Below are 21,304 nucleotides of genomic sequence, written 5' to 3'. Positions count from 1 at the left end.
AACCCAACATGGTATGGGCACGCAAATACATCCCAAGTACGACGAGTCTGCATCACTCGTCGTCGACGGCACGATTCGCATCGCCGAGTACTTCCGCCAACCAGATCTCACCGATGACCGGTTCGACGACGAGGGCTACTTCTCCACTGGCGACTTCTCCCGGAGCGAAGACGACAGGTTCGTCAGTTTCTTCCTCCAAAAGAAGGACGTGATTATCCGCGGTGGGTACACGATATCGGCGACGGAGGTCGAGAACGTCGTTCTCGAGCATCCAGACGTCGCCGACGCGGCCATCGTCGGGATGCCGAACGAGGACCTCGGCGAACGCATCTGCCTGATAGCCGTTCCTGTCGAAGGATGTGACCTCTCTCTCGAGGACATCACCGACGCTTTGGAGGCCGACCTGGCCAACTCCAAACACCCCGAACACATCGAAATCGTCGAGACGATGCCGCGAAACTTCGTCGGAAAGATCCGGAAGACGGAACTCTGTGAGGATATTCCGGAAATCACCGACGCGGACACCGATGGAGGTGAGGTCTGAATGGCTCCCGACACACCAATCGACCGTGTTGCGGTCGTGGGGGCGGGAACGATGGGTCACGGTATCGCCCAGATGTTCGCCCAGGCTGGGTACGATGTCGTCCTCAACGACGTCGACGAGGAGATTCTGTCGACGGCACTCGAGAAGATCGAGGGAAGTCTCAGGAAACTCGACGAGTACGAGCCAGACACGGTTCTGGAGCGACTCGAAACCACGACGGACGACGAGGTCGCGTTCGCCAGTGCGGATCTCGTCGTCGAGGCCGTCCCGGAAAACATTGACCTGAAGGTGGACGTGTTCGGTACCGCCGACGAGCTGGCGCCGGCCGACGCGATCCTCGCAACGAACACCAGCACGCTCCCGATTACGGAAATCGCCGAAGCGACAGAGCGGCCCGAACGAGTCGTCGGGATGCACTTCTCGAGTCCTGTACAGATGATGCCGATTCTCGAAATCATCCGTGGAGAGGAGACGTCGGACGCGGTGTTCGAGACGGCGCAGGCGGTCGGCGAAGACATCGGAAAAACGCCCGTCCTCGTCGAGAAGGATGTCCCGGGCTTCCTCATCAACCGGATCAACATGCGGTTCTGGACCGAGGCGATCCGCCAGGTCGACGCAGGCATCCACGACACGGAAACGATCGATGCCGCGATTCGTAGACTCGGCTTCCCGATGGGACCGTTCGAGGTACTCGACTTCGCCGGCATCGACGTCTTCGAGATGGCGGCGCGGTCGATGCGGGAGCGCGGCGTGGCCCTGCACATCCCCGACCTCCTCACCGAGACGGTGGAAGCGGACCGATACGGCATGAAGACGGGCGAGGGGTTCTACGAGTACCCCGAGGCCGGCGAGTATTCCCGGGTCGACATCCCAAGTGAACCGCAGTACGACTTCGACCCCAAGGAAGTGATCGCGCCGGCAGTCAACGAGGCCGCGTGGCTGCTCGATAACGACGTCACGACCAAATCCGAGATCGACACGGCTGTCCAGATCGGAATGAACTGGCCACGAGGCCTCCTGACGTTCGCTGACGAGTACGGTATCGATAGGCTCGTCGAGACGCTCGAGGAGCTCCACGAGCGGACGGGCTGGGAGGAGTACGAACCTCACCCGTCCCTCCGCGAAATGGTCGAGAACGACGAGGTTGGACTCGCCTCTGGGAGCGGATTCTACGAGTACGAGTACGAACGCAAGACGTTTGATACCGTCATCTACGAGCGTCGGGAATACACCGCGTGGATCACGCTGAACCGTCCGGACAGCTTGAACGCGTTGGACGAACGGACGTGGACGGGATTGAACGACGCACTGGAACTGGCGGCGTCTGACGACGACGTGCGAGCCACGGTGCTTCGGGGTGCCGGCCGGGCGTTCTGTGCGGGCGACGATATCGCCGAGATTCTGAGCTGGGATTCGACCGACGACGCGTCCGCGATGGTCGAGACGGTTATGAAACCAGCCATCGAGACGATCCGTGAACACCCGCAGCCGTTGATCGCTGCCGTCGACGGCGTTGCCAACGGTGGGGGCTGCGAACTGGTGTTGTTATGCGACCTCGCGATTGCGGCCACGGACAGCGACTTCGCGTTGCCGGAAGCGCGGATCGGCGCGCTCCCGCCGATAGGGCTCACGTACGGGCGGACGAGTCTCGGGAAGAAGGACATCATGGAGTTGGCACTCACGAGCGATCAGGTGTCCGCGAGTCGCGCCCAAGAGATGGGACTCGTCAACTACGCCGTGGATAGCTCGCAGGTCGAGGACGTCACGCGAGAATTGGCTCGGGCGACGACTGGGTCGAGTCCGGGATCCATCGAAGCGATCGTCGACCTCTGGGTCGACATGGAGGACGAACTCCTCGACGAGTGGGTCGACGACGCACTGGAGACGCTGGTAGCACGCACGCAGTCGGCTGAAGCGAAAGAGGGGCTCCAGGCGTTCCTTGACAAAGAATCGCCACCGTGGGAGCGCTGATCGGGCTCGCAGTCCCTGCAGCCAAATAGTAGTATCTTTTCACAAGATTTGGTGTCGAATGTCCGAAACGGTGCAGGACACACCCGAACTCACCGCCTCTCTCCCTGGCGGTCGTGCCTCGCGATACCTGTGCCGGCTCCGGTCACACCTTTTGACCGGGCTCGCGGAGTACCGTCACCATGGGTGGTTGGCGGCCCGCTCCCGTGGCGACCAGCCGCCGGGAATTGGCGGAACCCGTGTGTGAACTGTCTACACGGCCGATACGAAACGATGGGGTTCCTGCCGGGCAGACTCCGGTGGTCTATGGCACGAAGCGGAGGCGATTCACGCCCGGCGGGAACACCGGGATTCTCTCGGTGAATCAGGATAGCCCTGCCAAGCCACCTTTTTTATTCCATGCATGGTTAGCAAAGGCATGACACGAACGGAGGTTGAGACAGGGAACGACGCTATCCGATATGAAATCGATGGGTACACGGCGTATGTGACCTTCTCGCGACCGGACGCGTACAACGCACTCACGCCGGCGATGATGCGTGCGGGGGCGCGCGCTATCAAGGAAGCGGACAATCGCGATGCGGTACGCGGGATTGTTGTGACTGGCAACGGCGAGGCGTTCTGTTCCGGTGCGGACTTAGGCGAGACTATTCCGCGGTGGACGGAGGATACGACCAACGTCCACCCTGCGGAGGATGACCTCCAGCTCCGCAGGACACTGATTACGACGCCCATCGTCGCAGCAGTGAACGGTGACTGTCTCGCGGGTGGGATGGAATTCCTCCAAGCGACGGATATTCGCGTCGCCGCGGAGAGCGCCCGGTTCGGATTGACCGAGGCCAGGTGGGGTGTTTCCCCAGTCTCGGGCTCGCACGTTCGCCTCCCGCGGCAACTCCCGTACGCCAAGGCGATGGAGTACCTGTTGACAGCTGATATCTTCCCTGCCGACCACGCCTTGGAGGCGGGGCTGGTCAACGAGGTTGTTCCTGACGGGGAGGTCGTCTCGCGCGCCGAGGAAATCGTCGACCAAATCGCACAGAACAGTCCTCATGCGATCCGGAAGACCAAAGAATCCGTCCTCCGCTGTCTGGGCAAGCCGCTCGACGACGCCTTCAGACTCGAATCCGAAATCGGCCGTGAGGTCTTCGCCCATGAGGACGCGGTCGAAGGACCGAGGGCGTTCATGAACGATAGCGAACCGTCGTTCCGTCCGGACGAATGATGTATCGGACCCAACGTTGATTAGGGTCCCTTGATACCGGTACCCATGGGACTCGATATCGACTGGTCTGAAGAGCCGGTTCCAAACCTCAGCCAATGGGACAGCTACGAAACCGCACGCGAGGAGTTTGAGTGGCGGATTCCGGAGACGTACAACGCCGGCGCGGATGTCCTCACCCATGAGGACGACGACCGGACCGCACTCGTCCAGCTGGGTCCCTCGGGCGAAGTGGAACGGTGGACCTACGCGGCTCTCGAACGACGGGCGAACAGCCTGGCGAATGCCCTCCGTGCTCGTGGCGTTGAACGCGGGGACCGCGTGGCCGTGGTCTCGCCACAGCGTGTCGAGACGCCGCTTGTCCACGTCGCCGCCTATAAACTCGGTGCTGTCGCCGTCCCACTCTCGGTCCTGTACGGCCCTGATGCGCTGGAATTCCGGTTCGACGACAGCGGGGCCGAAATCGTCTTCGCTGCCGAGGACGCTATTGACGCGGTCGAAACAGCCGTCGAGAGAGGTGACGCCGTCGACTGTGTCGTTGGCATTGATACCGCCCCACCTACCGTCGATGGCGTCGAAGGGGAACGGTTCGAGGATCTCACCGGGAGTAGCCAGTTCGAAGCCGTCGATACTGCCCCATCAGACCCAGCAGTCCTCATATACACGTCCGGGACGACCGGTCGCCCGAAGGGCGTCCTCCAGGGCCACGAGTACCTGCTCGGCCACCTCCCGTGTGTCCAGATGGCAACCACGTTCCCTTGGCACGAGGACGTCGACCCCGTGTTCTATACCCCGGCAGACTGGGCGTGGGTCGGTGGACTCTACGACGTTCTATTGCCCGCGTGGCACTACGGGGCCACGGCTGTCGGCTACGAGTTCGCCGAATTCGAGCCTGAGACGACGTTCCAGATCATCGAGAATCACGACGTCACGTACCCGTTGTTGACCCCGACGATGCTCAAGATGATGGCACAGGTTGACCACTCGTTCGACCTGGATCAGGTCGTGTCGGTCGTTACCGGTGGCGAACCGGTTCCACAGGAACTCCACCGGTTCGTCGACGATACCTTCGACGTGACGCTTCACGAACTGTACGGACAGACGGAGGCGAATCTCGTGGTCTCAAACTGTGCCGAGTGGTTCGATCCCAAACCAGGGAGCATGGGGCGACCAGTCCCGGGCCACAACGTGGAGATCATCGATGAAGATGGGAACCAGATGCCAGATGACGAACCGGGGACAATCGCTGTGCGCAGCCCCGACCCAGTCATGTTCCGGGAGTACTGGAACGAACCCGACAAGACTGATGCATCGTTCATTGGCGAGTGGATGGATACCGACGACCTTGGAGCCCGCGATGCTGACGGCTACATCTGGTTCAAGGCCCGCGCTGACGACGTCATTATCACTGCCGGGTACCGTGTCGGTCCCGCAGAGGTCGAAGACACTCTCATCGAACACGACGCCGTGGCCAACGCCGCTGTCATCGGCGTCGACGACGAGACCCGGGGACAGCGCGTCAAAGCGTACATCGAACCCGCTCCGGGCGTAGAGCACTCCGATGCGGTTGCAGACTCGATCGCAACCCAGGTCCGCGACGACCTCGCCAAGTACCAGTATCCCCGCGAGATCGAGTTCATCGACGAGTTACCGACGACCACGACCGGCAAAGTCCAGCGCCACCGCCTAGAGCAGCGAGAGGACGAGTGAGGGCCAGTGACGGTTCGCCCGTCATCTCCGATACTCAGCACCGTTACGTCAGGGGCGAGTGGCTCGGAGTCAAGCTCCGAGGGGTGAAGCCAGCACTCGGACGTGTTCTGTTCGTTCGATATAATGTTCGATCGCCTCGCTGGATCCCTGTCGTAGTTCAGATGTAGTACGACTGTTCCCAGAACAACCCATCAGTAAAGCTATTGGTGTGGATGGACGCCTTGAGACGTGGATTGGAGTTCCAACGTCGAACCGTGGCAGGGAATGACGAAACGTGACGTCTATGACCTCATCAGCCAGATAGCATCGGTGAACGGAACGTGACACGCGTCCTCGGCGGGCGCCCAACCTGACGCGCAGTAACCGACGGCGATAGGGAGCGACTCCGATTGCTGCCGAGCGCTGGGAGGGGGTCCCGGCCGATCGCTCGGGTCTGCCGTTGCAACGCCGATCACTCAGAACTCGTTGCAGACCGGGATGCCGATGGTCTCGTAGTCGCCCATTCCCTCGACCATCGCCGGGACTTCCTCAAGGGCGACGGTCTCCGTGACGATCCTGCCGGGGTCGATCTTGCCGCGGTCCATCATGCAGAAGATATTGCAGTACAGCGACGGCGCCGCGTCGCTCGCGAACGGCGCCGCGATGGTCGACACTGAGTTCCCGGACGAGAAAGCCGCTGAGACCTGAGGGACGACGGTGCAGGACAGACGGAGCCGCGCAGTTCCGGTCGACGTGAAACTCGGCGGCCCACTCCGGCCCAGCACGGACGCAAGCAGACTACCGTCGACGGGTCGTGCACACCGCTGAATCGAACTACGTCCAGTATCGATCAGGAGTGACTCTGTGTTGGGTCGCGCGGCCTGCTCAGCCAGTTACGCCACCGCAGTGATTGCCACTAGTGGTCCGTCAACCGTGGATTGATGAGTTTAGTAGGCTATTTACCCCGTTCATAGAACTCGAACGAACTGCAATCTGTCAGGACCGAAGTGATGGATACAATGGGCGTATCGATCACAAAAGATTTATTCAGCAGTCCGTGGTAATAAATGCCATATGTCGGGACACGATGCTGACCTCACATTTCCGACCTGTTGTACATACTGTCCGCATCTGCAGACATTCAAAGCGTCGTGTACGCACGATCTTAGGCAATCACTCATTCGGGACCTCACGGCTGATCAGCCCTGCCCCGTGTATTCACGAGAGAAAACTACCGGCATGCAGCAGCTTATAGAGAGCCAATAATTCTCTTCCACGCCAACAGAGTCCCATCGAAAGTCGCCCAATCCGATGGGCCACGAACCGCGTGTCCCAAAGCGGGTCAGATCACCGCAGCCAGATCCTCGAACAGTTCTTCCTCGCGATCCGCAAGCCTCTGTGCGTGTTCGCTGGCCTCAATGAGATGTTCCGCTCGTTCGTCCTCGTCGTCAGTCTCGCTGACGACCCTCAGCTCCTCGCCCAGGACTGTCCAGTCGTCCGCGATACGGTGCATGCGCTCGCCGAACCGGGGATCGAAGTCGGCTTCCGTTCCGAGGGTATCGAGGAAGTCGGCATAGAGCCGGCGGAACGCGCCACCGCCCGTCCCGCGGCGTTCAATGTTCTGGTACGCGAACCGTGCCATCCACTGCACGTCGTCGAACGCGGTCCACTCGGGCAGTTCGTCCGCGAACGCCCGGATTGCATCCACGCCACCGCTACCGAACCCCCGGCCACCCTCCAGCATCGTTTTCGTCGCTGACTCGACGGCGTCGCGGGTCGCATCTTCGACGGCTGTCCGTTCGTTCGGATCGTCGACGGCGAGCCAGCGACGGTCGAGGGGCCCGAACCCGTACTCCGAACTCCACGCGGCGTCGAACTCGGTTCTTGTGACCAACTGGGGCTCCGGGAACTCGCTGTCCGAAATCGTCACGGTGTCGGCATCGATTCCGGCGACGACGATCGTGTGCGGACCGAAGTGCGTGTCACTCCCAAAGTACGGCAGGTAGTAGAGGTCGACGAAACACAGGACCGGCCCCGACTCGAGACGTGTCTCTAGCGCCTGCCAGGCGGCGTCGCGAGGCTGGCCGTCCCTGTGGGAGACGGTGAGACCGAGATGGTCGAAGAACGCTGGTTCGAGACCTGCATTCCGGCCAATAATCATCCGTGATGTGGGCCCCTCCTCGTGGTAGCCGAAGCCGATGCCCGCTCCCAGTCCAAAACAGGCGGGTTCGTCGAACCCCCAGTCGTAGTAGTCGGCGAGGTTCCGAAGTGATGCTGACCCGCAGTGGTCACCGGGGGAGTGATGATACGCTGTGAGCATATCCAATCGTAATACGCGACCCAACAAACCGATACCGGAACTCTCCGCTACTGCCTCTGCCTGTGAACCGCCTCTGGGTCAAGCCCCGAGCCACTCGCCATGCTTATCTGTAGAACGAACCGTTCGACATCCTCCACACGGATGAACGGTAGTTGATGATTCGACCACAACAAGTGCTGAAGAGGAGTTGTATCTTCTTCTCTGTTGAATAGCGGTGTTGACCCGGACGGTCAGAATTTGAGCCGGCTTGTCATCGGTTGCCGCTATTGGTCTCAAGAACGGTATCGTCTCACGCTGACTCAGAGACCGCTATTCAACACGGCCCTAATATCTCAATTGATATTTACAGGGTGAATACTATCCTATGGGTATATCAAGAGTATCGTATATGAGAATACAACCGTCAGCCGGCAGCCTTCCCGATTTCATCAGAGCGACTGGTGGGGTTCTCCTAGTCGGCTATTTTGTACTCTTCGCGGCGTTCAACGGAGTCTCCATCGACTCCGTCACATCTCCCGAGTTCTTCGCCGGCACCGTCACTACGGTCCCGTGGATCGTGACGATACTCTACGGCGGGACAAGACTCGGTGAGAGCCAGTTACCCGTCAACCGGTTCCCTCGGGTCGGAAAGTGGTTCTTCGTCGGCATCGTGGGATTTCTGCTGTTGAACGTAATACTGATTCTCGTCTGGCCGGCTGATAGCCTGTATGACAACCTCTTGTGGGGGTGGTTCGCTGCTAGCGTCGGTGGTGTGGGCGGATTGGGTGTCGGGTACTTCGAGGCCCACGGTATCCACAAGGCGGTCGTCGCCGAACGGAACCGCGTCAAGCGAGAGGAGGCGGAAAGGCACAACGAGCGCCTCGAGGAATTCGCCGGTATCGTCTCACACGACCTGCGGAACCCGCTGAACGTCGCCAGTGGCCGGGCGGAAATCATCAAAACACGGTTAGCGTCCGGCGATACACCCGACGTTAGCGATGTCGAAGAGATCCTCAATGCCCACGAGCGCATGGAGGCGATAATCGAACAAACGCTGACACTGGCGCGAGACGGGCGCGTCATCAGCGACACCGAATCGGTCTCCCTCGCCTCCTGTGTGCAAGAGTGCTGGCAGACCGTCGATACTGGGAACGCGTCCCTCCAGGTTGAGGGGTCGGCCACGATCGAGGCCGACGGGGACCGGATCAGGCACCTGTTCGAGAACCTCTTCCGGAACAGTGTCGAGCACGGCGGACAGGATGTGACCATCCGTGTTGGGACGCACGACGCCGGGTTCTACGTCGCCGATGACGGGCCCGGCATCCCTCCCGAAAAGCGCGAGCAGGTCCTCGATGCCGGCTACTCGACCGCAGACGGCGGGAGCGGCCTTGGCCTCGCGATCGCCGATCGGATCGCCGAGGCACACGGTTGGCAACTCACGCTCGCCGAGAGCGAGACAGGCGGGTTAAAGGTAGCGTTCCACGACGTTGTACAGCACCAGCCGTCCAAGGGTACGACGGGGGCCAGCGACGAATCGCCCACAACGACGTAGGCGGTCGTCGCCGTCCGTCTAGCGCCCAAGCCGCCCAGCCGTGTTTGGGATAGTCGCACTCGAAGCGCGTCGCTATCTCATCTTGGCTATTTTCGATAACTAGGGGCGGGCGTGAGGGCAAGAAAACAGGCTTTCACAATTGTCCAGCCGCCGAGGGAGGCACAGGGTAATCGACCCCCTGGTCAGCGAGGTGTTTCCCGTGATGGAGGAATAACACACCGGGTCCGCGATGCGGTCGTCGGTGGCGGCATCGACAGTCCCGTCAACAACGCTGGCGGTGTACTTGCGGGTGCTGCACTCGTCTCCTCCCGCAATGGAAACCGCTCCAGCGACAGCCCCAAAATGCACCGTGTCAGCGACTGGATAGCCCGCTACTGCCCCGCGACCGCCGACCGCCCAGATGCCCCTCAATCAGCTGCAGCCTCTCCGTCCCCTTCGATCTTCACGAGTTCATCGACCGGCGGAATCTCGGCGTCCTGCTCGGTGAGGATCTCGACCCGACGGGTCAGCTTGTTCCGCGAGTACTCTACGACAGGGACGGGGTTGGTCGCCTCGCCCTGTGAAGTGTGGCGCACGATCCCGGCGACCAGCGGCATCAGGTCCTGTAAGGTGTTCTGGACGACTTCGGCGTCGACGCCCCCCTCATGGATCAGGTTCCGGACCTCCTGCATCCCGAACCCGACGTGGCGGCCCTCGTCGCTCCGGATGCGCGTGATACCCTCGACAAGCCCCTCCATGTGTGGGAACTCCCGGACCGCCACTTCGTCGGAGCCCTGATCTGAAAAGGCCGACTGGATGCCGTAGTACCCGGTCTGGGCCAGCACACTCTCGACGACGAGGTGGTAGTGGCAGTAGGCTTTCGCCCGGTTCTCCGGCGTATCCTCCTCTAGCAACCGCTCCATCGCAGCCTCGTTCCGGTCGAACAGCTCGACGTAATCGTCGTTGAAAAAGCGCTGGTCTGTCGGCCGGGTCACGTCGAAACCCAGCTCCTCCTCGACGGGATTGACGACTTCACGCCAGTAGCGATCGAAAAATTGCGTGTGCTTGGCTTCCTCGTAAATCTGGCTGGAGACGAACATCTGCTTGTTGATGTCCTCTAAGACCATCCCCAGTGGCATCAGGTCCTCCGTGACGGCTTCCTCACCTGCACCGAACAGCGCCAGTGTTGTCCGGAGGCCGTCAAACTCCGCCTCGGTCGGCTCGTCCTCGATGAACTTCCGACGATCGGCTTCGATGTCCTCCTGTGGGATGTCCTCGTAGGGGTCCCAGTGGCGGTAGACAGCGTTCTTGAAGTACCCCTGGGCGAACGATTCCGGATCGAGTCGCATGTCGCGGCTAGTGTCCTCCACCTGTGTCATGGTGTATCAACTCATACCCCTATACTCGGAGAAATGCTCTTCGCCCCAGTGGATAGGTTCTTTATGAACTTGTGAGCGACGGTACGGACTCCCGTTGGGTCGTATCGTACCCGGCAGGGACGACCTCGGTCACGAACTGGCTCTCGACGGCCTGCAGGTGTTCGGCGACGGTCCCGGCCGAGCAGTCGAGTTCTGCGGCGATCTCCTCGCAGGTCACTTCGCGGGGAATCTTGTAGTATCCCTTCTCGACGGCTTTGCGGGCGACTTCCTGTTTCCGCTGGGTGAGTCCGGAGAACAGCGTGTTGCTGTCGGGGTTGTAGGTCCCGATCCGGAGTAAGTCGACCGACATGCCCTCGGGGATTTGGTCGATCAACTCCCGTAACGCGTCGTGCTCAGCGATGAGTGTCACTTTCAGGCTCGACTGTGAGGGTTCGACGTACTCCAGCGGATACTCCGGCAGGACCGCGAACTCCTCCAGCAGCGTCAACAGCGAGTCCACCAGGTCGCCGGGGTGATAGTGACAGCGGAGCATCTTCCGGTCGTCGGCCTCCGTGAACTGGTAGTCGATCAGGTCGTCGTCTGTCTCCTCGACGGCCTCGATAATGCCCTCGGTCGGCCCGTTCAGTTCGTGGAGCAACACGACCGTCCCGTCGGCCAACAGCGCCACGTTTCTGATCCCGACGGTCGTGACGCCTCGCTCGCGGAACACGGCCTCTATCTCGTGGAACCACCCCCGATCCGGTGTCAGGACGAACGTCCCGTACCTCATAGTCTACCATGGGAAATTCCGAGTGATAATGTTTCTCATTCAAGGCCCGATCTGTCACTATCAGGGTGGGATAACTCGGGGACTGTCGGCAAACGCTCGTCGTCATCAACCGCGGGGCCGATCATTCCGTCCATCTTAGATGTCCGCAAACCGAATTCGTTGATGGACGGACTATATTTCTTCTGTCTCTGTAAGGTATCAACCCAGCTGTCGGACGTCTCGGTAAAACTCGGCCTCTCGTGAGGCTTGCCGACGAATACGCGCTTCTAAGTGATTAAGTACTGTTTGCCGTTCGTCGGGACTGTCCAACTCGCTCGCTTCTTGAAAGATTTCCCCGATCTCCGTCCACACGTCTGCAATCGCCTCCATTTGTACGGCGGCGTCCTCAAGGCCGGTAGCACTCTCCTGTGCGTCGAGAAACGAGGCGTACAGCTTCCGGAAGAGTCCGCCGCCAGTGCCACGTCGTTCGATATTCTGGTAGGCAAACCGGAGTACCCAGGCAGTATCGTCGAGTGACGACCAGTTCTCAATATCATCTGCCATCGCTCGAATCCCCTCGACTCCGTGGGTTCCGTACGGCATCGGCTCCCGGTCGAAATCTCCGGTGTCGAGCATGAACTCCGCCGTCTCCTGAATTGCGCTCCCAGCAGCTGTTTCGATCGACGTTCCGAGTGTCGGTTCATCGACAACGAGATAGCGATGTTCCAAGGGCAGCATATCTTTGGAGCTCCATGCCTCTCGAAGACTGGAAACGGGGAGTCGCTGGATCTCGTCGAACTCATTGTCGGCAACGAATGCGACATCGTCCGCTTCGTCGTATCCGACAAGCAGCAGTGAGTGTGGCGCGAAGTGTGTGTCAGTCTTGTAGTAATCGAGGTAATAGAGATCGACGAAGAGCATCACTGGATCACCGGATTCGAGGTGAGTCGTGACGGCGTCCCATGCGGTACTCCAGTCGTCGCCTTCCGTGTGGGTATGGGGGATTTTCAGGTTCTCGAAAAACGCTTCTTCGAGCCACATTGGGCGTCCGAAGAAGGCTCGCCACGGATTCATCGGCAACTCAAGGTACGTAAATCCGAGGCCGGATGCGAGGCCGAAACAGACGGGTTCGTCCAGATTCCAACCGTAGAACGTCGCGAGGTTGCGAAGTGAGGTTGACCCGCAATGTTCGCCCGGCTGATGGTAGAACTCGTTTAGTTTCATTGCTCGATGAATGAGGTGATGTTTTCGCTATCTGTCCATGCTGATTCGCCATCGTGATCGCCGGTCTTGTAGATCCCTCGTGCTGACGCGATTTCTGTGTCGTTTTTGTCACGGACATCGACCTCAGCGACTGCGACCGAGTCGCCGTTTCTGATGACCTCTGCCTCAGCAATGAGATCGGTGGTAGCTGGGTTCAGGTAGTCGATCCGCATATCTATAGTAGGCGTCACGGTATGGTTGAGCGAGACGACGGCGGCTCCGCCTACGGTGTCAGCGAGCGCGAATGCCACGCCACCGTGGGCGATGAGATGGCCAGGGTTTGAGGAGAGTTCATTTGTGAGTTCCAGTTGCCCTTTTGCATATCCCTCCTCAGCGTCGATTACGTCGATCCCAAGGTGTCTTGCGAAAGGGATGTGTTCCATGATATCGGTGATATCCATCATAGTACACTTACAGATGTCGTGTCGAAGGATCACTCCGACGAATCTGGGCTCGTAGTCGGTTCCGGGCTTGGGTTTTGTGAACGCGCGCTTGTTTGGGTAATCGAGAAGCCATTACGATACCACTCTTGTGCGCTCTAATAAAGAGTACCCCCGCCGTACGTTTGGTGTTAATTAAAGGTCAATCCGGAGGGACCGCTCCGTCCAGCCTCACGACTCTACGGCCGGCGGGTCTTCAAGCGGGTCGCGATCCTCGCGACGGCCGAAGGCGTCCTCGATGTACGGTTCGAGTTCCGCTTCCTTCTCGGCGACGTGGTCGGTGTCGCGCTCGTGGAACTCCGCCATCACCTCGTCGGCGAACAGTTCCAGGGACTCGCAGATGTGTTCGTGGCGGTTGTCACCGCCCTCCTGGACGAAGATGACCTGATCCACGCCGGCGTCCTCTAACTCCCGGAGGTGATCGCGGATCTGGTCTGGCGTACCGATGGCGCCGTCGCCCTGATTGCCCTCGAGGATGGCATCCGCGCCGACCTCCTGGAACCGCTCCCAGACGTTCGTTTCGCCGGGGCGGTGGTCGCCAGCGCCGTAGTAGTGGGCTAGCGCGTACTGGAAGAAGGCGAAGCCCTCTGCGCCGCGCTCGTAGGCCACCTGTTCGTCCTCGTGACAGGAGAAGCCTGTGACGATGGCGAAGTTCGGGTTGACGGTGTGCCCGATGGGTGTACACTCCTCCTTTAGTGTCTCGTAGTAGAGATCCACCCACTCGCTCGCCTTCTCGGGCGAGGCGAAGTCGAAGCTCAGTACGCCCAGTCCGAGCCGGGCGGCCTGCTCGATGGTCGAGCGGCCGGAACAGGCGACCCACAGCGGCGGATGGGGGTCCTGGACGGGTTTGGGGACGACATTGCGTGGCGGCATCTCGAAGTGCTCGCCGTCGTGACCCGGGTACGGCTCCATCGTCAGCATGTCGCTCACCTCGGCGACGGTCTCGCGCCACATGTCCTCTTTCTCCCCGCGGTCGATGCCGAACCCGCCCAGTTCCATGTTCGAGGAGGACTCGCCGGTGCCAAACTCCAGGCGGCCGTCCGAGACGAGATCGAGCGTCGCGACCTGTTCGGCCACTCTGGCCGGGTGATTGTAGTTCGGCGGCATGAGCTTGATGCCGTGGCCCAGCCGGATCTGCTCGGTCCGCTGGGCGGCCGCCGCGAGGAACACCTCCGGCGCCGAGGAGTGGGAGTACTCCTCGAGGAAGTGATGTTCGACCTCCCAGACGTAGTCGTAGCCCAACTCGTCCGCGAGTTCGATCTGCTCTAAGGCGTCCTCGTAGAGGCGCTGTTCGTCGCCATCGTGCCACGGTCGTGGCAGCTGGTGTTCGTAGAAGGTCCCAAATTTCATGGCTGTGTGTCTGGTCCCGGGACCGCCGACGCCGAGTCGACCGACGACGATGTCCCGTGAGTTGCTACCACTCCCCTTTCACCACGTCTCCGGCAAAGGGTTGTGCGTCAATACCGAGGCCGCTTATACGCCCCGTCACTCAAAAGCCCCCTCAGATACCGTGCGGTGGACTCATGTGTCGCTCGGTGGAGTGTGTAAACAGTTATCACGGGACGGCGACCGTCCCGGATCAGGGGGAGCCACAGATTATGACAGGATCTACCACACCGGACCTCGAAACGGTCGTCGACCAACCCGACGAACAGTTCAGGAAGAACCTCGGCCCGGCGCTCGACGGGGTGGACGACGAGGACGACCTCGGGGAGTTGCTCGTCACGCAACCCACGGCGTTCGAGCGCCTCACCGAGCGGATGGCCACGTTCGACGAGATCACGGCCTTCGCGAACGACGACCCGGAGACGGTCGAGCAGTACCTCACCGTTCTGTGGGACGGTATGGGGCTAATCGCCGAGAACATCTCCGCCGTCGGCGACGCCGTCACGGTCGATACGGTCGTCAACTGGGCGGCGACCGACTCGCCGATCGCCTTTCACGCCGACACCGACCCCGAGACGAGTTCGATCTCCGGCGGCCCCGGACTCGCCGACGACCCTGAAATTACCTTTGAGGGACAGACCGAGGTGCTGTTCCGGATGCTCGGGGACGACGAGTTCAACGGACAGTTGGCGTTCGTTCAGAATCGGTTCGACATCATCGGGCCGCTCGAACGCTCCCGGGAGTTCAACGACATGATGGAGGCCGTCAGCGAGGAGATGGAGGCGTTGGCCTGATGGCCCGCAACCAGTTCGGGGGCGCGACCCCGCCGGGCCCGAGCGTGGTCGAGCGACTGGGTCAGGCCCGCCGGATGCTCACCGAGGACGTGACGGGCGTGTTGACCAGCGCTCGCGAGGAGTACGGGTCGGTGGTCGACCTGACGATGCCCAGCGGCGACCCCGGCGTCCTGCTGGCCGACCCCGACGCCATCCAGCACGTCCTCGAGGGCAACGCCGACAACTACCGCCGGGCGTCGGTCTACCGCGAGGAGCTCTCTGAGCTGTTCGGCGACGGCCTCCTCACCAGCGAGGGCGACCTCTGGCACCGCCAGCACCGCCTGATCCGGCCCATGTTCGGCTCGGGGAGCGTCCGGTCCTTTACCGACCTGATCGTCCAGGAGACCGACGCCATGCTCGACCGGTGGATCACGGGGGACGAGATCGACCTTTTACCGGAGATGGAGCGGGTCACCCTCTCGATCATCGGTAAGGCGATGTTCAGCGCGGATGTCGAGCGCCACGCCGCGGAGATCAGGGATGCCCTTCAGGTCCTCCGCCGGGGATTCCAGCGCGAGGTCGGCGTGATCCCGACCTTCCCCGAGTGGGTTCCCTCGCCCCACAACCGCCGGATGCAGCGCGCCATCGACGACATCGACGCCGTCGTCCACGAGTTGATCGAAGCCCGGCGCGGGCGGGCCGACGAGTACGACGACCTGCTGTCGAAACTCCTCGGGACCCGGACCGACGACGGCGAGCGGATGGACGACGAGCAGATCCGCGACGAACTGGTCACCTTCCTGCTGGCCGGCCACGAGACGACGGCGGCGGCGCTGACCTGGACCTGGTACCTGCTCGCGAACAATCCGGGCGTCCACGAGCGCCTCCACGATCGCGTCGCCGACGCCGACCCGACCGACGTGGTTGGGTTCTCGGCGGGCGCGGCCGGGTCCGAGTCCTTCGTCAAACAGTGCGTGCAGGAGGCGATGCGGATCTACCCGCCCGTACCGGTCATCACCCGTGAGGCGATCGACCGCGACGAGATCGCCGGTTACGAGGTGCCCGCGGGCGCAGAGGTGGTCCTCAGCCAGTTCGTTGTCCACCGCGACCCGGACCTGTGGGAAGACCCACTGGCCTACCGACCCGAGCGGTTCGCGCCCGGCGCTGCCGACGACCGGCCAGCCTACAGCTACTTCCCTTTCGGTGGCGGCCAGCGGATCTGTATCGGTCGGCTGTTCGCCCTCGCAGAGGCCCAGTTGATCCTCGCCCGCGTCGTCTCGGACGTGCGGCTGACACTGCGCTCGCCGATCCACGATACGCCCGCCGTGGATTCGGCGGTGACGATGGTCCCCGACGAACTCGTCGCCATGGACGTCACCAACTGGGAGTGACCCGAGAGGACTCAGACGTTGAATTTACACCGTTTTGGGGTCAGGACAAGACCGAACCAGATCCCCGAGATCCGAACGCCGTCCGTAGAGAACCCATCGGTACTTGAACGTTGGGAGTCGGTCGGTAGATGTATGCCGGTTGCGTCGTCCCATGTCGGTTTCCTCTCCGGCCTACTCGCTCCCTCCGGTCGCTCCTTGAGGCCGGAGGCTCCACCTTGAATTACGCTGAAGCCATGAGGTCTGCGTGTCCCTCGAACCCAAACGGACACGTCGTGACTCCTCCTTGCGGATTGTCTCTTCGCTCTTGCCACATTCAGGGCACTCCTGACTCATCCACGTCCCCATTCTTCCTCAACCTCGATTCCGTATTCCTCATACACGTCATCGAGGCTGTTCATGGACCGACGGAACGCACGGAGGGTGTTCGTCTTCTCGTTCACCCCACGTTTCTCAGCGATTTCCACGACGAGGGTGGATCCAGAGGGAGGAAGTCAACCGTGCTGCAGTCTATCCAGTAACGTATCGAACCCATTGGTGGATTATTCTGTCAGGTGCCATCTATGAGGCCAACAATAATATAACATCCACTGTTAGCTTGGCGTATGCCAGGAGGCACTGACCAGACACTGCGGCCGTTCCTGTGGCGTGCGGAGAATCTCTACCCTGACACGGAGATCGTCTCCCGTACACACGAGGGAATCGAACGCTACACCTACGACGAGTACAGCGACCGAACGGCACAGCTGGCCCACGCCCTGACCGACGCGGGCATGGGCGAGGGCGACCGGATCGCGACCTTCTGCTGGAACCACCACCGCCACTTCGAGACCTACTTCGGGATCCCGACGCTGGGCGCGCAACTCCACACGATCAACCCGCTCCTGCCCGACGAGCACATCCAGTTCATCGTCGAGAACGCGGAGGACAAGGCCATCTTCGTCGACCCGTCGCTGGCCGAGAAACTGGCGGGGGCCTACGACGCCGACTCCTTCGCCGGCGTCGAGCAGTTCGTGATCATGAGCGACTCGGTCCCGGACCTGCCCTTCGACGCCGTCGACTACGAGTCGTTCATCGAGGGCCACGACACCGAGTACGACTGGCCCGTCGTCGATCAGGACCAGCCCGCCGGGATGTGTTACACCTCCGGTACCACGGGCAAGCCCAAGGGCGTCGAGTACACCCAGCAGATGCTCTGGGGCCACACGATGGCGACCATGACGCCCCAGGGCCTGGGCGTCGAGGACGACGACGTGGTGATGCCCGTCGTCCCGATGTTCCACGTCAACGCGTGGGGGATGCCGTTCTCGACGACCGCAGCCGGCGCGAAACACGTCTACCCCGGCCCCTCACCCGAACCTGAAGACCTCGCCCGGTTGATCGAGGAGGAGGGCGTCACGATCACGGCTGGCGTCCCGACCGTGTGGCTCGGCCTGCAGGAGTACATGCAGGCCGGCAACGAGGTCGACCTCTCGGAACTCGAAACTGTGATCATCGGCGGCTCCGCCGCCCCGAAAGCCATGATCGAGTGGTTCGACCAGTACGACGTCTCCGTGACCCACGCCTGGGGCATGACGGAGATGTCGCCGATCGGCTCGGTCGCCCACCTCAAGTCCGGGCTGGCCGAGGAGCTCACCTACGAGGAACAGATCGACCGCCGGGCCAAGCAGGGCCTGATCGTCCCCGGCCTCGAGTTCAAGGTGATCGACGACGAGGGGGAGGAGGTCCCGTGGAACGGCGAGGACTTCGGCGAACTGTACGTCCGCGGCCCGTGGGTCACCCAGGAGTACTTCGAGCGCCCCGAGGCAAACGAGGCCGACTTCGAGGGCAACTGGCTCAAGACCGGTGACGTGGTGAGCGTCGACGAGGACGGCTACATCAAGATCGTCGACCGCGCCAAAGACGTCATCAAGTCCGGCGGGGAGTGGATCTCCTCCGTGGAGCTCGAAAACGCGATCATGGCCCACGACGACGTGGCCGAGGCCGCCGTCGTCGGCGTCCCCCACGAGCGCTGGCAGGAGCGACCCGTTGCCTTCATCGTCCCGACGGAGGGGACCGACGCCGACGCGCTCGCCGACGAGTTGCGCGAGATGATCTCCGCGGACTACCCCAAGTGGTGGCTCCCGGACGACTTTATCCAGATCAACGAGGTGCCCAAGACCGCCACCGGGAAGTTCTCGAAGAAGGACCTCCGCGAAGAGTACGTTGACGAGGATTTGGTCGAAGGGCAGGTGCCCGAAGAGGCCGCACCCGACAAGGAGTAGTACTCCACCGTCACGAACCACCGCTTTCCTTTCGCCTACTGGTCACGGAGGTAGCCAGTTCGGGCCAGGAACACTCTCGGTTCTCACACGAGACCGAAGAGAAATGCGAGTGCCGTCAGGACAAGCACGGTACCGAACAGTGTCTCATAGCCGGCCACTTTCGCCTCCTCCGGCATATACCGATAGAACCGCGGAGCGACGATAGCCCCGAGTGCCGTTCCAGAGCCGAAAAGCACGACGAGCCGCCAGTCAATCCCCTGAAGTTCCGCATACCAGAAGACGCCGCTGATCGCGTTGCCGAGGATGACGAACACGCTGGTGCCGACGACCACCCGTGCGGAGAGACCCAGCAGGGACAGCCCAGGAAGAAGCACCGGCGTCCCGCTAATTCCGAACAGTGCCGTCGCGATTCCGGCAACGACACCGACCGCAATTGCCAACACTGCACGCACTCGCCTGTCTCCCTCCTGCTCCATGCTCAGGCCATCCCCACGGAGGATGGAAACCCCGGCGATAACGAGGAGAAACAGGCCGAACGCCCGTTCGAGCGTGGCATTCGCGAACAACCCCGCGAGTTGCGTCCCGAGATACGTCCCGCCAATCGTTCCGACCACCACGACCGAACCGAGACGCCAGGCGACGTTCCCGTCCCGGAAGTGCCCGATACTGCCGAACAGCGTCGTCGGGATGATGGTGGCGATACTCGTCGGGACGGCCACCTTGTACGGGACGCCGAATCCGACGATCAATACCGGCAGATACACCGCTCCACCCCCACCGCCGAACAGGGTGACCAACGCCCCGATAAGGAATCCGACAACCGGTAACGCCATAAGTCCGACATCCATACGGTCTGCTTCCACTGGTGGCCGCCTGATAGTTCCGATGGTGCAGGCTCGGGTCGAAAATCACGAATATTATCTGGCTCGCCAATCAATTCATAGTGATGACATCGCAGTCCTGGAACCGTGCAGACATGCCGAACCAGTCCGGTCGCACAGCCGTTGTCACGGGAGCGAACAGTGGCCTCGGATTCGAGGCGACGAAGGCCCTTGCTCAGAAGGGCGCACACGTCGTGATGGCGTGTCGAAGCCTCGATCGCGCGCGCTCGGCCCGCGACGAAATCCGTGACGCCGTCGACGGCGCCTCCCTAGAGGTGATGGAACTCGACCTGGGGGATCTCGGGTCCGTCCGGTCGTTCGCCGAGCGGTTCCGTGCCGAGCAGTCCGCACTCCACATGCTCTGTAACAACGCCGGCGTCATGGCGATCCCGCGGCGCGAAACCGCCGACGGGTTCGAGATGCAGTTCGGCGTCAACCATCTCGGGCACTTCGCCCTCACGGGATTGCTGCTCGACCAGCTCGAGCAAACCCCGGGTGAAACGCGTGTCGTCACGCAGAGCAGCGGCGTCCACGAGCGCGGCGACATCGGTTTCGACGACCTGCAGTCCGAATCGGAATACGACAAGTGGGGCGCCTACGCCCAGAGCAAGCTCGCCAACCTGTTGTTCGCCTACGAACTCGACAGACGATTCCGGGCGGCGAACGCGAGCGTGACGAGCGTCGGCTGTCACCCCGGCTACGCCGCGACGAACCTCCAGCGACGGGGACCGGAGATGGAGGGGTCGACGCTCCGCCTGTGGCTCATGAAGATCGCCAACCGCGTCGTCGCGCAATCTCCCGCGCAGGGAGCGCTTCCACTGTTATATGCGGCAACAGCACCCGATGTGGACGGGGGCGACTACATCGGCCCCGGCGGATTCATGGGTATGCGCGGTGCGCCAGAGAAACAACGTTCGAGCGACCGCTCGTACGACACCGACCGCGCCCGGCGCCTCTGGGAGATTTCACAGGAGCTCACCGGCGTCTCGTTCGATCTGCCCGCCCCCGAGTGACGCGTGGTGTCTCGCGGCGGCTTCGACCGGCAGGGTGCACACGGCTTGAAATGCATCTGATATCGCTGGCGGGACAGCCGGTGGTCGGTCTCCGATCCGGCAGTCCGCAGGTCGTCGGTTTCAGCCTGAGTGTTTCGCGGCGAGCACGTCGACTTCCTCGATCTGCGGGTCGTCGACGAGGAGGTCGTCAGCGTTGGCCATCAGTTGCTCGGCGATCTCGCCGTCGAGGTGTGCCTGCCGGCCGTCCTCGTCGGGGAAGGTGTCGAAGATGCCGAAGCGAGTCTCGTCGAGGCGGAGCGCGAACCAGGTCGTCGTGTTGGGTTCGGCTTCGGCCATCGGCAGCGCCGACTCGAGGAACTCGGCAACCTCCTCGGCTTTCCCCTCTTTGGCCTCGAACTGTGCCAGCAGCGCGTAGTCGGAGTCGCTCATGGAAGCATGACATAGTTGGTTTCGAGTCGGATAAGGTTCGGAGCACCGGCAAGGCGCTCGCCGGCGGGCGTGTGCCGTCGATGCACCGGG

18 protein-coding genes are annotated in these 21,304 nt (G+C 61.8%); 9 read left to right on the top strand and 9 right to left on the bottom strand.

Annotated elements, in window-relative coordinates:
• Positions 1–13 precede the first annotated feature (13 nt).
• The 4 genes from BMX17_RS11660 (at position 14) to BMX17_RS11645 (ending at position 5,441) form a co-directional block, all read left to right on the top strand.
• Positions 14–544 (top strand): AMP-binding enzyme, encoded by a 531-nt coding sequence (locus tag BMX17_RS11660; RefSeq protein WP_092660178.1) that lies wholly within the window; start codon positions 14–16, stop codon positions 542–544.
• Complete coding sequence (locus BMX17_RS11655; protein WP_092660176.1) at positions 545–2,515, top strand: 3-hydroxyacyl-CoA dehydrogenase/enoyl-CoA hydratase family protein; 1,971 nt, start codon at positions 545–547, stop codon at positions 2,513–2,515.
• A gap of 415 nt (positions 2,516–2,930) precedes the next feature.
• Positions 2,931–3,734 carry an enoyl-CoA hydratase/isomerase family protein gene (locus tag BMX17_RS11650; RefSeq protein ID WP_092660174.1) on the top strand — a complete coding sequence of 268 codons (804 nt, stop codon included), beginning with the start codon at positions 2,931–2,933 and terminating at the stop codon, positions 3,732–3,734.
• A 45-nt stretch (positions 3,735–3,779) separates the two neighbouring features.
• Positions 3,780–5,441 carry an AMP-binding protein gene (locus tag BMX17_RS11645; protein ID WP_092660172.1) on the top strand — a complete coding sequence of 554 codons (1,662 nt, stop codon included), beginning with the start codon at positions 3,780–3,782 and terminating at the stop codon, positions 5,439–5,441.
• Positions 5,442–5,896: 455 nt separating this feature from the next.
• Here the strand turns inward: BMX17_RS11645 and BMX17_RS25145 are convergent, their stop codons facing one another.
• The gene (locus BMX17_RS25145) at positions 5,897–6,094 is read right to left on the bottom strand and encodes a hypothetical protein (RefSeq protein ID WP_139203497.1); all 198 of its coding nucleotides are present in this window, start codon (positions 6,092–6,094) and stop codon (positions 5,897–5,899) included.
• Between the two features lie 668 nt (positions 6,095–6,762).
• Positions 6,763–7,740 carry a DUF4872 domain-containing protein gene (locus BMX17_RS11640; protein WP_092660170.1) on the bottom strand — a complete coding sequence of 326 codons (978 nt, stop codon included), beginning with the start codon at positions 7,738–7,740 and terminating at the stop codon, positions 6,763–6,765.
• A 364-nt stretch (positions 7,741–8,104) separates the two neighbouring features.
• On the opposite strand from BMX17_RS11640, the gene BMX17_RS11635 reads away from it, so the two are divergent.
• Positions 8,105–9,271, top strand: coding sequence for a sensor histidine kinase (locus BMX17_RS11635; protein WP_211611327.1), 1,167 nt, complete (start codon positions 8,105–8,107; stop codon positions 9,269–9,271).
• Positions 9,272–9,678: 407 nt separating this feature from the next.
• Here BMX17_RS11635 and BMX17_RS11630 read toward each other — a convergent pair whose 3' ends face one another.
• From BMX17_RS11630 to BMX17_RS11610, 5 genes are all read right to left on the bottom strand, one after another.
• Positions 9,679–10,629: a ferritin family protein gene (locus tag BMX17_RS11630; protein WP_092660166.1), complete on the bottom strand. Its 951-nt coding sequence runs from the start codon at positions 10,627–10,629 to the stop codon at positions 9,679–9,681.
• A gap of 61 nt (positions 10,630–10,690) precedes the next feature.
• Positions 10,691–11,398 carry a helix-turn-helix domain-containing protein gene (locus BMX17_RS11625; protein WP_092660164.1) on the bottom strand — a complete coding sequence of 236 codons (708 nt, stop codon included), beginning with the start codon at positions 11,396–11,398 and terminating at the stop codon, positions 10,691–10,693.
• Positions 11,399–11,596: 198 nt separating this feature from the next.
• Positions 11,597–12,601, bottom strand: a complete 1,005-nt coding sequence (locus BMX17_RS11620; RefSeq protein ID WP_092660162.1) for a BtrH N-terminal domain-containing protein — start codon at positions 12,599–12,601, stop codon at positions 11,597–11,599.
• Complete coding sequence (locus BMX17_RS11615; protein WP_092660218.1) at positions 12,598–13,041, bottom strand: hotdog fold thioesterase; 444 nt, start codon at positions 13,039–13,041, stop codon at positions 12,598–12,600. The genes BMX17_RS11620 and BMX17_RS11615 overlap by 4 nt, the downstream gene beginning before the upstream one ends.
• A 210-nt stretch (positions 13,042–13,251) precedes the next feature.
• Positions 13,252–14,430 carry an LLM class flavin-dependent oxidoreductase gene (locus BMX17_RS11610; RefSeq protein ID WP_092660160.1) on the bottom strand — a complete coding sequence of 393 codons (1,179 nt, stop codon included), beginning with the start codon at positions 14,428–14,430 and terminating at the stop codon, positions 13,252–13,254.
• Positions 14,431–14,678: 248 nt separating this feature from the next.
• Between BMX17_RS11610 and BMX17_RS11605 the strand changes: the two genes are divergently transcribed.
• The 3 genes from BMX17_RS11605 to BMX17_RS11595 all read left to right on the top strand — a co-directional run bounded on the left by BMX17_RS11605 (position 14,679) and on the right by BMX17_RS11595 (position 18,891).
• Positions 14,679–15,260: a hypothetical protein gene (locus BMX17_RS11605; protein ID WP_092660158.1), complete on the top strand. Its 582-nt coding sequence runs from the start codon at positions 14,679–14,681 to the stop codon at positions 15,258–15,260.
• Positions 15,260–16,630 carry a cytochrome P450 gene (locus BMX17_RS11600; protein WP_092660156.1) on the top strand — a complete coding sequence of 457 codons (1,371 nt, stop codon included), beginning with the start codon at positions 15,260–15,262 and terminating at the stop codon, positions 16,628–16,630. The genes BMX17_RS11605 and BMX17_RS11600 overlap by 1 nt, the downstream gene beginning before the upstream one ends.
• Before the next feature lie 602 nt (positions 16,631–17,232).
• Positions 17,233–18,891 carry a long-chain fatty acid--CoA ligase gene (locus BMX17_RS11595; RefSeq protein ID WP_092660154.1) on the top strand — a complete coding sequence of 553 codons (1,659 nt, stop codon included), beginning with the start codon at positions 17,233–17,235 and terminating at the stop codon, positions 18,889–18,891.
• An 83-nt stretch (positions 18,892–18,974) separates the two neighbouring features.
• Here BMX17_RS11595 and BMX17_RS11590 read toward each other — a convergent pair whose 3' ends face one another.
• Positions 18,975–19,739 carry a sulfite exporter TauE/SafE family protein gene (locus tag BMX17_RS11590; RefSeq protein WP_092660152.1) on the bottom strand — a complete coding sequence of 255 codons (765 nt, stop codon included), beginning with the start codon at positions 19,737–19,739 and terminating at the stop codon, positions 18,975–18,977.
• 98 nt (positions 19,740–19,837) lie between these two features.
• Between BMX17_RS11590 and BMX17_RS11585 the strand changes: the two genes are divergently transcribed.
• Positions 19,838–20,785 (top strand): oxidoreductase, encoded by a 948-nt coding sequence (locus BMX17_RS11585; protein ID WP_092660150.1) that lies wholly within the window; start codon positions 19,838–19,840, stop codon positions 20,783–20,785.
• A gap of 120 nt (positions 20,786–20,905) precedes the next feature.
• Here BMX17_RS11585 and BMX17_RS11580 read toward each other — a convergent pair whose 3' ends face one another.
• Positions 20,906–21,214: a putative quinol monooxygenase gene (locus BMX17_RS11580; protein WP_092660148.1), complete on the bottom strand. Its 309-nt coding sequence runs from the start codon at positions 21,212–21,214 to the stop codon at positions 20,906–20,908.
• Positions 21,215–21,304: the final 90 nt, after the last annotated feature.

This window comes from Halorientalis persicus, assembly GCF_900110215.1.
Classification (GTDB): Archaea; Halobacteriota; Halobacteria; order Halobacteriales; family Haloarculaceae; genus Halorientalis; species Halorientalis persica.
Note: the sequence above shows the minus strand (reverse complement) of the source record. Positions and strands in the feature narration are given on the sequence as shown.